This is a genomic window from Streptomyces sp. CB02056 (assembly GCF_001905545.1).
In the GTDB taxonomy this organism is placed as follows: domain Bacteria; phylum Actinomycetota; class Actinomycetes; order Streptomycetales; family Streptomycetaceae; genus Kitasatospora.
Genome location: NZ_LIPD01000008.1, coordinates 262,026 through 275,869 on the forward strand (window position 1 = coordinate 262,026; position 13,844 = coordinate 275,869).

Below are 13,844 nucleotides of genomic sequence, written 5' to 3' on the forward strand. Positions count from 1 at the left end.
TCGCCCCGCCTCCCGGGGGACCTGATAGAACGTAGTCCGCCACGAACAAAGGGGGGCTCGACGTGACGGAACCGGCGGCGGAGTCGGGGTACCGGGACCGGGTGCGCGGAACGCTGCTCGGCGGAGCGATCGGCGACGCGCTGGGCTGGCCGGTGGAGTTCCAGCAGCTCCACCAGATCCAGGACCGGTACGGGCCGCAGGGCGTGACCACACTGCCGGCCGGGTCCGGGCCGGTCGAGGTCACCGACGACACCCAGATGACGCTGTTCACCGCCGAGGGCCTGATCCGCGGCTTCGTCCGCGGCTGGACGGGCGGCGGCGGCTCGGTGCCGGAGGCCGTGCACGGCGCCTACCGGCGCTGGCTGCGCACCCAGTTCCAGGACGCGCCGGACACCGGGCCGCAGCCCCGCCCGTACGACGGCTGGCTGCTGAGCCGGCCCTTCCTGTACGCGCGGCGGGCGCCGGGCAACGCCTGCCTGAGCGGGGTGTCCGAGCACCCGGTGTTCGAGGCGCCGTCCGCGATCGGGCTGACCGGGCCGATCAACCCGGGTTCCAAGGGCTGCGGCACGGTGATGCGCTCGGCGCCGTTCGGGCTGGCCCGGCTGGGCGTCGAGCAGTCCTTCGGGCTGGCGGTGCAGTGCGCCCAGCTCACCCACGGCCACCCGACCGGCTACCTCGCGGCGGGCGCCTTCGCGGCGCTGGTCGAGCGGCTCGCCCACGGCACCGAGCCGTGGGCGGCGGTCGGCGAGACGGTGGAGCAGATCCGCGAGCTGCCGAGCTCCAAGGAGACCGTCCAGGCGCTGGCCCGGGCGGTGCGGCTGGCCCAGGAGGCCGAGCCCGCGGCGGAGACGGTGGAGCGGGTCGGGCTCGGCTGGATCGCCGAGGAGTGCCTGGCCATCGCCGTGTACTCGCTGCTGGCGGCCACCCTGGACCCCGACCCGGTGCGCACCGCGCTGCTGCTGTCGGTGAACCACTCCGGGGACAGCGACTCGACCGGCGCGGTCTGCGGCAACCTGGTCGGGGCGGCGTACGGCGCCGCGGCGCTGCCCGCCGAGTGGGCCGGGGCGGTCGAGGGCCGGGCGGAGCTGCGGCAGGTCGCGGACGACCTGCTGGTGCTGTTCGGCAGCCGCGACCCCCGGCACCCGGCGCTCGGCGGGCGCTACCCGGCCTGGTGAGCCCGCGGCCCCTCGGACGCCGCCCCGGCCCGTCGGCTACTTCGCCAGCGGGTCGGTGACCTGGCCGAGGAACAGCGGCGCCCCGCCCCGGGCGTCCCGGATCAGGAACAGGAACGGCCGGTCCAGGTACAGCTGGACCGGCCGGTCGGCGTTCGGCGCCGCCGCCGCCTCGACCCCGGCACCGCTGCCGGCCGCCGCGACCGTCCCCTCCTCGTCGACCTCGACGGTGGCCTTCTGCACCACCGTGCCGACGACCAGCGGCTCCTTGGCGATGCCGGTGAGATCGGCCTTGTCGAAGGCCGAGGAGACGCCGAGCGAGCGCAGCGCGGGGGTGAGCTCCTTCGAGGTGCCGAAGCGGAAGCGCGGCAGCCGGAGGTCGACCGGCCGCTCGGCGAGGGCGCCGAGGACGCGGTCGAGCTGGGGCTGGTCCAGGCCCTTGGCGAAGGCGGCGAAGCCGCCCTGCGCGGGGACGATCAGGTCCATCACCAGTCCGCCGTCCGCGTACGGCAGCTCGACGGCCTGCCAGGGCTCGCCGAGGATCCCGCCGGAGCCGTCGGCGTACTTGAACTCCCCGGTCTGCGCCATCGTGGGGACGGCCGGGGTGGAGCCGTCGAGCTTGTGGAACGGGCGGTCGGCGGTGTGCGAGGGCTTGAAGGCGGCGGCCCACCGGGCCTTCAGGTAGAGCGCGTCGGTGAGCACCAGCCGGGTGCTCGGGGTGATCGCGTCCCGGCCGAACAGGTCCTTGATCCGGCCGTCGGTGGCCTTCTCCACGGCCGCGTTGACGGTCTTGCGGGCCCCGTCCGGGTCCTTGGCGAAGTCGGCCTGGTGCACGCCGGTGTCGAAGGCGGCGGCCAGGTCGGCCAGGTAGCCCGGCTCGACGGCCAGGCCCTGCTGCGTCCAGAGGTCGTCGCTGCGGCGCAGGGTGAGCCGGTCGGTGGCCGGGACCGGCCGGTTCAGCGCGCCGGTGGCGAGCGCGTACTGCCGCGGGTCGAGCTCGGTGTGCAGGGCCTTGGCCAGTTCCCCGGCGGTGGCGCCGCGGGCGCCGGGCAGCAGCATCGCGAGCAGGGTGGCCAGGCCGGACGGCGAGACCACGAGGTTGCCGCCGGCGGCGTCCGGCTGGGCGGTCAGGGCGTGCAGGAGGTCGAGGCCGAAGGCGTCGGTGGCGGCCGCGGTGGCGGCCACCTGCGCCGGGTCGACGGCCGGGCGGCTCGCGGGCGCGGCCGCCCGGAGCTCCACGGGTGCGGCGGCTCCGGTGCCGCCGCAGCCGGCGAGCAGCGGCGTGGCGAGCGCGGCCGCGAGGAGCAGCGCCGCCGGGCGGCGGAGAGTGCGACGGGTTCCGGTGCTGCGGTTCGTCATGGCCCTTCGACGCGCCGCCCCCGGATCGGGTTCCGGCCCGTACGGCGTCAGTCCCAGAGCGCCCCGAGCTCCAGCAGTTCGTCCCGGTGCTCGATCCGCTCCACCCAGTCGGCCGGCCAGGCCGCCTCGCCGTGGTGGGCGCCCGCGAAGGCGCCGGCCAGGCAGGCGAGGGAGTCGGAGTCGCCGCTGGAGTAGGCGGCCCTCCGGACGGCGGCGACCGGGTCGTCGGGCAGCAGCAGGAAGCAGAGCAGGCCGGTGCCGAAGGCCTCCTCGGCGACCCAGCCCTCGCCGGTGGCCAGGCAGGGGTCGGCCTCGACGTCGGGGGCGGCGAGGGCGGCCTCCAGCTGGTCGAGCACCGTGAGGCAGTCGTCCCAGCCGCGGGCGATGACGGCCTGCGGGGAGCTGCCGTACCAGCGGTCGGCGAGGTCGCCGAGCCAGAACTCGTCGTAGCGCTCGCGGCTCGCCAGCGCGTACGCCCGCAGCACCGCCGGCAGCCCGGCGGGCGGGACGCCCTCGGCCAGCTTGCGGACGGCGTACGCGGTGAGGTCGCCGGCGGCGAGCGCGGTCGGGTGGCCGTGGGTGAGCGCGGACTGCAGCTGGGCGGCGCCGGAGAGCTGCCGGGCGTCCAGCTCGCGGATCAGCCCGATCGGGGCGACCCGCATGTTGGCGCCGCAGCCCTTGGAGCCGACGTCGCTGGCCTGCTGCCAGCGCTTCTCGTCGTGGCTGAGCCGCTCGCAGGCGCGCAGGCAGGTCATGCCGGGGGCGCGGTTGTTCTGCGGGGAGCGCCACCAGTCGACGAACTCCTCGCGGACGGGCCGCACCAGCCGGAGGGGGGTGAGCGGCCCGCGCGCCAGGGCGGTGCGCAGGCCGCGGCCGAGGGCGAGGGTCATCTGGGTGTCGTCGGTGACCAACGCGGGCTTGGGCAAGGGCAGTTGCCGCCAGTCCTCGCAGTACTGGGCGATGTGCTCGATCTCGTCGAACTCGGTGCGGTGGCCCAGCGCGTCCCCGATCGCCAGCCCCAGCAGCGCCCCTGTCGCCTTGCCCACGGCCCTCTCCCCCTCAGTCGTCAGACCTCGACCAGCAGCTCCTTGAGCCCCCGGATCACGTAGCCCGGGTTCCACTCGGGCTCGCGGACCAGCCGCAGGCCCGGCGCCCGCCGCAGCAGGGTGCCGTAGGACTCGGTGAGCTCCAGTCTGGCAAGCGGGGCGCCGAGACAGAAGTGGATTCCGGCGCCGAAGGTGATGTGCGGGTTGTCGGTGCGGCCGAGGTCGAGGCGGTCCGGGTCGACGAAGCGCTCGGGGTCGCGGTTGGCGGAGCCGAAGAGCAGGGCGATCTCGGCGCCGCGCGGGACGGTGACGCCGCCCACCTCGATGTCCTCCAGCACCCAGCGCTCGAACATCTGCAGCGGGGTGTCCCAGCGCATCAGTTCCTCGACGGCGGTGGGCAGCAGTTCGTCCACCGAGCCGCGCAGCCGGGCGAGCTCCCCGGGGTTGCGGAACAGCGCCCACCAGCCGTTGCCGGTGGTGTTGACGGTCGCCTCGTGGCCGGCGTTGAGCAGCAGCACGCAGGTGGAGATCATCTCCTGCTCGCTGAGCGCGTCGGAGCCCTCCTGGGCCTGGATCAGCGCGCTGATCAGGTCCGAGCCCGGGGCCGCCCGGCGCTCGCGGATCAGGGTGCGCAGGTAGTCGGAGAACTCGGTGCTGGCGGTGACGGCCCGGCGGGCGGCCTCCTCGCCGGGGTTGAGCTCGAACATCCCGGTGATGTCGGCGGACCACGGCCGCAGCAGGTGCCGGTCGCCCTCCGGCACGCCGAGCATCTCGGCGATCACGGCGACCGGCAGCGGCTCGGCGACGGTGGCGATCAGGTCGCCGCCGCCAGCCGCGAGCAGCTCGTCGACCAGCTCGCCGGCCAGCCGCCGCACGGTGGGGCGCAGGCCCTCGACCATGCGCGGGGTGAAGGCCTTGGAGACCAGCCGGCGGATCCGGGTGTGGTCGGGGGCCTCCAGGTCCAGCAGCCCGTTGTCGTTGAGGGTGTGGAAGGGCTCGTGCGCCGGGTCGGGCTCGGGGCGGCCGAACTCCGCGTGGCTGAAGCGGTGGGTGTAGGTGCGGCCCAGCCGGCGGTCGCGCAGCAGGGCGCTGACGTCCTCGTGGCGGGAGACGAGCCACTGGTTCGTCGGCTCGAAGTACGTCACCGGCGCGTGCTCGCGCAGCTCGGCGTACGCGTCGTACGGGTGGGCCACGAACGCCGCCGACCAGGGGTCGAACTTCGCCGTCGTCGTCATCGGTCGATCACTCCAGGCCAGAGGGGGGAAGCCGGAAGGATCATCGTACGCACGCGGTACGTCCGGGAATATGACCCTTCCGGCCCCTGCTCAGGCCCGCTCCAGGACAAGTCGGCGCACCAGCTCCGGGAGCGCCTGGGAGATCGGCTCCCGGATCACCTCGGCCGCGGCCCCGTCGTACGGCGTCGGCTCGCCGTTCACGATGATCAGCTCCGCCCCGCTCCTCACCGCGTCGAGCGGCAGCGCCGCCACCGGGAACACCTGGAGGCTGGTGCCGACCGCGATGAACACGTCGCAGGCCCGAACGATCGCGTCGGCCTGCCCGAGCACCTCCGGGTCGAGGTTCTCGCCGAACATCACCACGCGCGGCTTCAGGATCCCCCCGCAGGCCCGGCACGCCGGGTCCGGCTCCCCCGCCTCGACCCGCGCCAGCGCCTCCGCCATCGGCCCGACCACCCGGCAGCGCAGGCACTGCGTCTCCCGGGCCGTGCCGTGCAGTTCGAGCACCTTGCGGGCGGGCAGCCCGGACTTCTGGTGCAGCCCGTCGATGTTCTGGGTGAGCACCCGCAGCGGCAGACCGGAGCGCTCCAGGTCGACCAGCGCCCGGTGCCCGGCGTTCGGCTCGGCGGCCAGTGCGCCCGTCTCCAGCCGCATCCGCCAGGCCCGCCGGCGCACCTGCGGATCGTCCCGGTACGGCCCGATGGTGACCAGCTCCTCGGCCGACGGGTCCTTCTGCCACAGGCCCTGCGGGCCGCGGTAGTCGGGGATGCCGGAGTCCGTCGAGATGCCCGCGCCGGTGAGCACGGCGATCAGGGGACGCTTCGCGTTCATACCCCGGACGGTACGGGCGGCGGCCCGGCCCCGGCCACCGAAATTCCGGGGGCGCCGGCCCCGCGAACGCCCCGGCCCGGGAAACGCCGAAGGGCCCGGAGGCTTGATGCCTCCGGGCCCTTCTTCTTTGTAGCGGGGACAGGATTTGAACCTGCGACCTCTGGGTTATGAGCCCAGCGAGCTACCGAGCTGCTCCACCCCGCGTCGGTAAACACGACTCTACGCGACTTCCGCCGAATGACCTAATCGGCTTCCGTCCGCCCCCTGAAGGCTCCCCGCCGCCCCCGGCGGGTCCGGCTGCCCGGCCCGCCCCGAAGGCCCCTGACGGCCCCCGGGAACGCCGCAGGGCGGCCACCCCGTGAGGGGTGACCGCCCTGCGTCAGTGACGCGCGACTCAGCCGGTGTACGGGCCGTAGTCGTAGTCGTCCAGCGGGACCGCCTGGCCGGAGCCGGCGCCGAAGGGCGACAGGTCGTAGTCGTCGTAGCCGACGGCCGAGTACATCGCGGCCTTGGCCTCCTCGGTCGGCTCGACCCGGATGTTGCGGTAGCGGGGCAGACCCGTACCGGCCGGGATGAGCTTACCGAGGATGACGTTCTCCTTGAGGCCCAGCAGCGGGTCCGACTTGGCGTGGATCGCCGCGTCGGTGAGGACCCGGGTCGTCTCCTGGAAGGAGGCGGCCGACAGCCAGGACTCGGTGGCCAGCGAGGCCTTGGTGATACCCATCAGCTGCGGACGGCCGGAGGCGGGGTGACCGCCCTCGGCGACGACGCGGCGGTTCTCCTGCTCGAAGCGACCGCGCTCGACCAGCTCGCCGGGCAGCAGCTCGGCGTCGCCCGACTCGATGATCGTCACGCGGCGGAGCATCTGCCGGATGATGATCTCGATGTGCTTGTCGTGGATCGACACACCCTGCGAGTTGTAGACCTTCTGGACCTCGGCGACCAGGTGGACCTGGACGGCACGCTGGCCCATGATGCGCAGGACGTCGTGCGGGTTGGTGGCACCCATGGTCAGCTTCTGGCCGACCTCGACCGCCTCGCCCTCGCTGACCAGCAGCTTCACGCGCTTCGAGACCGGGTAGGCGATCTCGTCGCTGCCGTCGTCCGGGGTGACGACCAGCTTGCGGGTCTTCTCGGTGTCCTCGATGCGGACCCGGCCCTGCGCCTCCGAGATCGGGGCCACACCCTTGGGGGTACGGGCCTCGAAGAGCTCGACGACACGCGGCAGACCCTGGGTGATGTCGTCACCGGCCACACCACCGGTGTGGAAGGTACGCATGGTCAGCTGGGTACCGGGCTCACCGATGGACTGGGCGGCGATGATGCCGACCGCCTCACCGATGTCGACCAGCTTGCCGGTGGCCAGCGAGCGCCCGTAGCACATGGCGCAGGTGCCGACGGCCGACTCACAGGTCAGGATCGAGCGGGTCTTGACCTCGCCGATGCCGTGGCGGATCAGCTCGTCGATCAGGACGTCGCCGAGGTCCGTGTTGGCGGTGGCGAGGAGCTTGCCGTCCACCGTGATGTCCTCGGCCAGCATGCGGGCGTAGACGCTGGTCTCGACGTCGTCGGCCTTGCGCAGCACGCCGTCCGGGCCCACGGAGCCGATCGCCAGCTTCAGGCCGCGCTCGGTGCCGCAGTCCTCCTCGCGAATGATGACGTCCTGGGAGACGTCGACCAGACGACGGGTGAGGTAGCCGGAGTCGGCGGTACGGAGGGCGGTGTCGGCCAGACCCTTACGGGCACCGTGGGTGGAGATGAAGTACTCCAGCACGGACAGACCCTCACGGAACGACGCCTTGATGGGTCGCGGGATGGTCTCGTTCTTGGCGTTCGACACCAGACCACGCATACCGGCGATCTGGCGCATCTGCATCATGTTTCCACGAGCACCCGAGTCGACCATCATGAAGATGGGGTTCGTCTTCGGGAAGTTCTCGTTCATGGCCTCGGCGACCTCGTTGGTCGCCTGGGTCCAGATGCCGATGAGCTCCTGCTTGCGCTCGTCGTTGGTGATCAGGCCGCGCTCGTACTGACGCTGGACCTTCTCCGCCTTCGCCTCGTAGCCCTCCAGGATCTGGGGCTTGTTCGGCGGGACGACGACGTCCGAGATCGAGACGGTGACACCCGAGCGGGTCGACCAGTGGAAGCCGGCCGCCTTCAGGTTGTCCAGCGTCGCCGCGACGACGACCTTGGGGTAGCGCTCCGCCAGGTCGTTGACGATCGCGGAGAGCTGCTTCTTGCCCACCTCGTAGTCGACGAACGGGTAGTCCTCGGGCAGCAGCTCGTTGAAGAGCGCGCGGCCCAGGGTGGTGGTCAGGCGGAACGGCTCGCCGTCGAACCAGCCGGACTGGCCCTCCTCGTCCACCGGCGGGGTCCAGCCGCGCGGCGGGACGGTGCCGGCCGGCAGGCGCAGCTCGATCGGGGCCTGGACGTCCAGGTCGCGGGCGTCGAAGGCCATGATCGCCTCGGCGGTCGACGAGAAGGTGCGGCCGGCGCCCTTCACGTTGTCGCGGTCCGAGGTCAGGAAGAACAGACCGAGCACCATGTCCTGGGTCGGCATGGTGACGGGGCGACCGTCGGCCGGCTTCAGGATGTTGTTCGAGGACAGCATCAGGATGCGGGCCTCGGCCTGCGCCTCCGCGGAGAGCGGCAGGTGGACGGCCATCTGGTCACCGTCGAAGTCCGCGTTGAACGCGGTGCAGACGAGCGGGTGGATCTGGATGGCCTTGCCCTCGACCAGCTGCGGCTCGAAGGCCTGGATGCCGAGGCGGTGCAGGGTGGGCGCACGGTTCAGCAGGACCGGGTGCTCGGCGATGACCTCTTCGAGGACGTCCCACACGACCGGACGGGCGCGCTCGACCATGCGCTTGGCCGACTTGATGTTCTGCGCGTGGTTCAGGTCCACCAGGCGCTTCATCACGAACGGCTTGAAGAGCTCCAGCGCCATGGCCTTCGGCAGACCGCACTGGTGCAGCTTGAGCTGCGGGCCGACGACGATGACCGAACGGGCCGAGTAGTCGACTCGCTTGCCGAGGAGGTTCTGACGGAAACGACCCTGCTTGCCCTTCAGCATGTCGCTGAGGGACTTCAGCGGGCGGTTGCCCGGGCCGGTGACCGGACGGCCGCGGCGGCCGTTGTCGAACAGCGCGTCGACGGCCTCCTGGAGCATGCGCTTCTCGTTGTTCACGATGATCTCGGGGGCACCGAGGTCGAGCAGGCGCTTCAGGCGGTTGTTGCGGTTGATGACGCGGCGGTACAGGTCGTTCAGGTCGGAGGTCGCGAAGCGGCCACCGTCCAGCTGCACCATCGGACGCAGGTCCGGCGGGATGACCGGGACGCAGTCCAGCACCATGCCGTTGGGCTTGTTGGTGGTCTGCAGGAACGCGGAGACGACCTTGAGGCGCTTGAGCGCACGGGTCTTCTTCTGGCCCTTGCCGGTGCGGATGATCTCGCGCAGGCGCTCGGACTCCTCCGCCAGGTCGAAGGTCTCGAGGCGGTCCTTGAGGGCCGCCGCGCCCATCGAGCCGGAGAAGTAGGTGCCGAAGCGGTCGCGCAGCTCGCGGTAGAGCAGCTCGTCGCCCTCGAGGTCCTGGACCTTGAGGTTCTTGAAGCGGGCCCACACCTCGTCGAGGCGGTCGAGCTCGCGCTGCGCGCGGTCGCGCAGCTGCTTCATCTCGCGCTCGGCGCCCTCGCGCACCTTGCGGCGCACGTCGGCCTTGGCGCCCTCGGCCTCCAGCTCGGCCAGGTCGGTCTCGGCCTTCTTGGCGCGGGCCTCGAGGTCGGAGTCGCGGCGGTTCTCGATCTGCTGGCGCTCGACCGAGACGTGCGCCTCCAGGGACGGCAGGTCGCGCTGGCGGCGCTCGTCGTCGACCCAGGTGATCATGTAGGCGGCGAAGTAGATGACCTTCTCGAGGTCCTTCGGCGCCAGGTCCAGCAGGTAGCCCAGGCGGGACGGCACGCCCTTGAAGTACCAGATGTGGGTGACCGGGGCGGCCAGCTCGATGTGGCCCATCCGCTCACGGCGCACCTTGGCGCGGGTCACCTCGACGCCGCAGCGCTCGCAGATGATGCCCTTGAAGCGGACGCGCTTGTACTTACCGCAGTAGCACTCCCAGTCCCGGGTGGGGCCGAAGATCTTCTCGCAGAAGAGCCCGTCCTTTTCCGGCTTCAGGGTGCGGTAGTTGATGGTCTCCGGCTTCTTGACCTCGCCGTGCGACCACTGGCGGATGTCGTCGGCGGTGGCCAGGCCGATGCGGAGCTCGTCGAAGAAGTTGACGTCAAGCACTGGTCGTCAAGCCCTCTTTCGTAAGTCGAGAGTCGTTCATGTGGTCTGAGGGGGGCCTGGGGGCGGGCCGGCCGCTGCTGCGGCCGGCCCAACCTCCGTCAGACCTCTTCGACGCTGCTGGGCTCGCGCCGGGACAGGTCGATGCCGAGCTCCTCGGCGGCGCGGAACACGTCCTCGTCGGAGTCCCGCATCTCGATGGACTGGCCGTCCGAGGACAGCACCTCCACGTTGAGGCAGAGCGACTGCATTTCCTTGATGAGGACCTTGAAGGACTCGGGAATGCCGGGCTCGGGGATGTTCTCGCCCTTGACGATGGCCTCGTAGACCTTCACGCGGCCGAGGACGTCGTCGGACTTGATGGTGAGCAGCTCCTGGAGCGCGTAGGCGGCGCCGTACGCCTCGAGGGCCCACACCTCCATCTCACCGAAGCGCTGACCACCGAACTGCGCCTTACCACCGAGCGGCTGCTGGGTGATCATCGAGTACGGACCGGTCGAGCGGGCGTGCAGCTTGTCGTCGACCAGGTGGTGCAGCTTGAGGATGTACATGTAGCCGACCGAGACCGGCATCGGGAACGGCTCGCCGGAGCGGCCGTCGAACAGCCGGGCCTTGCCGGTGGAGTTCACCAGGCGCTCACCGTCACGGGTGAGGGTGGTGTTGTCCAGCAGGCCGGTGATCTCGTCCTCGCGGGCGCCGTCGAAGACCGGGGTGGCGAGGTTGGTGCCGCCCTCGACCGTGTCGGCGCCGATCGCCTGGAGGCGCTGGGCCCACTCGTCGGCGAGGCCGGAGACGTCCCAGCCCTGCTTGGCGAGCCACCCGAGGTGGATCTCCAGGACCTGTCCCGGGTTCATTCGGGACGGGACACCCAGCGGGTTGAGGATGATGTCGACCGGGGTGCCGTCCTCCAGGAACGGCATGTCCTCGACCGGCAGGATCTTCGAGATGACGCCCTTGTTGCCGTGACGGCCGGCGAGCTTGTCACCGTTGGTGATCTTGCGCTTCTGGGCCACGTAGACGCGGACCAGCTGGTTGACGCCCGGGGGCAGCTCGTCGCCCTCTTCGCGGTCGAAGACGCGGACGCCGATGACCTTGCCGGACTCACCGTGCGGCACCTTCAGCGAGGTGTCGCGGACCTCACGGGCCTTCTCGCCGAAGATCGCGCGGAGCAGGCGCTCCTCCGGGGTCAGCTCGGTCTCGCCCTTGGGCGTGACCTTGCCGACCAGGATGTCGCCGGTGACGACGTCGGCGCCGATGCGGATGATGCCGCGCTCGTCGAGGTCGGCCAGGACCTCCTCGGAGACGTTCGGGATGTCCCGGGTGATCTCCTCGGGGCCGAGCTTGGTGTCACGGGCGTCGACCTCGTGCTCCTCGATGTGGATCGAGGAGAGGACGTCGTCCTGCACGAGGCGCTGCGACAGGATGATCGCGTCCTCGTAGTTGTGACCCTCCCACGACATGAACGCCACGAGCAGGTTCTTGCCGAGGGCCATCTCGCCCTCGTCGGTGCACGGGCCGTCGGCCAGCACCTGGTTGACCTCGACCCGGGCGCCCTCGTCCACGAGCACCTTCTGGTTGAAGGCGGTGCCCTGGTTGGAGCGGGTGAACTTGGCGGCGCGGTACGTGGTGTACGTGCCGTCGTCGTTGGCCACGGTGACGTAGTCGGCCGAGACCTCCTGGACGACACCGGCCTTCTCGGCGGTGATGACGTCCGCGGCGTCGACGGCGCAGCGGTACTCCATGCCGGTACCGACCAGCGGGGCCTCGCTCTTCAGCAGCGGCACCGCCTGGCGCATCATGTTCGAGCCCATGAGCGCGCGGTTGGCGTCGTCGTGCTCGAGGAACGGGATCATGGCGGTCGCGACCGACACCATCTGGCGCGGCGAGACGTCCATGTAGTCGATCTCGGAGCCCGGGATGTAGTCGATCTCGCCGCCACGGCGGCGGACCAGGACACGCGGCTCGGCGAAGTGCAGGTCCGCGGTCAGCGGGGCGTTCGCCTGGGCGATGACGTAGCGGTCCTCCTCGTCGGCCGTCAGGTAGTCGACCTTCTCGGTGACCACACCGTCGACGACCTTGCGGTACGGCGTCTCGATGAAGCCGAACGCGTTGACCCGGCCGTACGAGGCCAGCGAGCCGATCAGACCGATGTTCGGGCCTTCGGGCGTCTCGATCGGACACATGCGGCCGTAGTGCGAGGGGTGCACGTCACGGACCTCGAAGCCGGCGCGCTCACGGGAGAGACCGCCGGGGCCGAGCGCGGACAGACGACGCTTGTGGGTCAGGCCCGACAGCGGGTTCGTCTGGTCCATGAACTGCGACAGCTGGCTGGTGCCGAAGAACTCCTTGATGGAGGCGACGACCGGCCGGATGTTGATCAGGGTCTGCGGCGTGATCGCCTCGACGTCCTGGGTGGTCATGCGCTCGCGCACGACGCGCTCCATACGGGCGAGACCCGTACGGACCTGGTTCTGGATGAGCTCGCCGACGTTGCGCAGGCGGCGGTTGCCGAAGTGGTCGATGTCGTCGACCTCGACCACGATGTCGCGGCCCTCGTCGTCACGCCACTCGGTCTCGCCCGCGTGCAGCTTCACCAGGTACTTGATCGCACCGATGATGTCGGGCTCGGTGAGCACGCCGGAGTCCAGCGACTCGGCGTTGCCCAGCTTGCGGTTGACCTTGTAACGGCCGACCTTCGCGAGGTCGTAGCGCTTCGGGTTGAAGTAGAGGTTCTCCAGAAGCGTCTGCGCGGCCTCGCGCGTGGGCGGCTCGCCCGGGCGCAGCTTGCGGTAGATGTCCAGCAGCGCGTCGTCCTGGCCCTGGGTGTGGTCCTTCTCCAGGGTGGCGCGCATCGACTCGTACTCGCCGAACTCCTCGAGAATCATCTCGTTGGTCCAGCCGAGCGCCTTGAGCAGCACGGTGACGGACTGCTTGCGCTTGCGGTCGATGCGGACGCCGACCATGTCGCGCTTGTCGATCTCCATCTCCAGCCAGGCACCACGCGAGGGGATGACCTTGCAGGAGTAGATGTCCTTGTCGGACACCTTGTCCAGGGTGGAGTCGAAGTACACACCCGGGGAGCGGACCAGCTGCGACACGACGACACGCTCGGTGCCGTTGATCACGAACGTGCCCTTGTGGGTCATGAGCGGGAAGTCGCCCATGAAGACCGTCTGAGACTTGATCTCACCGGTCTCGTTGTTGGTGAACTCGGCGGTGACGAAGAGCGGGGCCGCGAACGTGAAGTCGCGGTCCTTGCACTCGTCAATGGAGTTCTTCGGCGGCTCGAAACGGTGGTCGCGGAAGGTCAGCGACATCGACCCGCTGAAGTCCTCGATCGGGGAGATCTCCTCGAAGATCTCCTCCAGACCGGACTTCGTGGGGACGTCCTGACCACTCTCCAGGGCCGCCTCGACCCGGGACTTCCAGGCCGCGTTGCCGAGCAGCCAGTCAAAGCTCTCGGTCTGCAGGGCCAGGAGGTTGGGGACCTCGAGGGGCTCCTTGATCTTCGCGAACGAGACGCGGAGCGGGGCGGTGGATGCGGCGGAATTGTTCGAGGCGTTGCGCGGCGCGGCCAAGAGGGGGGTCCTTCCGAGGGCTCGGAGCTCACTACGCGCGTACCAGCCGGGCCTTCACGGGCTTGGTCCCGCCTCCTCGCCACTGGCCTCCGCCGGGATCGAAGTCCCAGGTCAGAGCCGCTTTGCGGAGGCGATGCCAGACCCCTTCAGGGCAACGCAAACTCCGGGCGACGAGTCACGGAGCAGCTAACAGGCAGCGCAAAGGGACAGTGTAGCCAATGGCCACACTGCTGTCCAGCTCTGATTCGGAGACCGAATCGGAGACTCCTCCCGGTAGCCGGCGAGCGCGGACGCCCACCGGGTACTGCTCTAACTCACGTGGAGTCATTTCCCGCCGG

Annotated in this window: 7 protein-coding genes and 1 tRNA gene; 1 reads left to right on the top strand and 7 read right to left on the bottom strand. The window is 70.7% G+C overall.

Annotation, left to right across the window (positions count from 1 at the left end):
• The first annotated feature begins 62 nt into the window (after positions 1-62).
• Positions 63-1,175, top strand: coding sequence for an ADP-ribosylglycohydrolase family protein (locus tag AMK13_RS23485; protein ID WP_049660394.1), 1,113 nt, complete (start codon positions 63-65; stop codon positions 1,173-1,175).
• Positions 1,176-1,211: 36 nt separating this feature from the next.
• On the opposite strand, the gene AMK13_RS23490 is transcribed toward AMK13_RS23485, so the two are convergent.
• The 7 genes from AMK13_RS23490 to rpoB form a co-directional block, all read right to left on the bottom strand.
• Complete coding sequence (locus AMK13_RS23490; protein WP_074003971.1) at positions 1,212-2,531, bottom strand: serpin family protein; 1,320 nt, start codon at positions 2,529-2,531, stop codon at positions 1,212-1,214.
• Between the two features lie 47 nt (positions 2,532-2,578).
• The gene (locus tag AMK13_RS23495; RefSeq protein WP_380717753.1) at positions 2,579-3,601 is read right to left on the bottom strand and encodes an ADP-ribosylglycohydrolase family protein; all 1,023 of its coding nucleotides are present in this window, start codon (positions 3,599-3,601) and stop codon (positions 2,579-2,581) included.
• On the bottom strand, positions 3,598-4,812 hold the full coding sequence (locus AMK13_RS23500) for a cytochrome P450 (RefSeq protein ID WP_074003973.1): 1,215 nt from the start codon (positions 4,810-4,812) through the stop codon (positions 3,598-3,600). Before AMK13_RS23500 ends, AMK13_RS23495 begins: the two co-directional genes overlap by 4 nt.
• 90 nt (positions 4,813-4,902) lie before the next feature.
• On the bottom strand, positions 4,903-5,643 hold the full coding sequence (locus AMK13_RS23505) for an SIR2 family NAD-dependent protein deacylase (RefSeq protein WP_049651978.1): 741 nt from the start codon (positions 5,641-5,643) through the stop codon (positions 4,903-4,905).
• A gap of 130 nt (positions 5,644-5,773) precedes the next feature.
• Positions 5,774-5,847 (bottom strand) — tRNA-Met (locus AMK13_RS23510).
• Between the two features lie 190 nt (positions 5,848-6,037).
• Positions 6,038-9,931 carry a DNA-directed RNA polymerase subunit beta' gene (locus AMK13_RS23515; RefSeq protein WP_074003974.1) on the bottom strand — a complete coding sequence of 1,298 codons (3,894 nt, stop codon included), beginning with the start codon at positions 9,929-9,931 and terminating at the stop codon, positions 6,038-6,040.
• A 98-nt stretch (positions 9,932-10,029) separates the two neighbouring features.
• Entirely contained in the window at positions 10,030-13,506 is a 3,477-nt protein-coding gene (rpoB, locus tag AMK13_RS23520; RefSeq protein WP_074003975.1) for a DNA-directed RNA polymerase subunit beta, read from the bottom strand.
• Positions 13,507-13,844: the final 338 nt, after the last annotated feature.

What these genes read in the sequence shown, in the direction of transcription:
- AMK13_RS23505 (WP_049651978.1), bottom strand. Translation starts at nt 5,643, where the DNA reads ATGAACGCGAAGCGTCCCCTGATCGCCGTGCTCACCGGCGCGGGCATC.
- AMK13_RS23500 (WP_074003973.1), bottom strand. Translation starts at nt 4,812, where the DNA reads ATGACGACGACGGCGAAGTTCGACCCCTGGTCGGCGGCGTTCGTGGCC.
- AMK13_RS23490 (WP_074003971.1), bottom strand. Translation starts at nt 2,531, where the DNA reads ATGACGAACCGCAGCACCGGAACCCGTCGCACTCTCCGCCGCCCGGCG.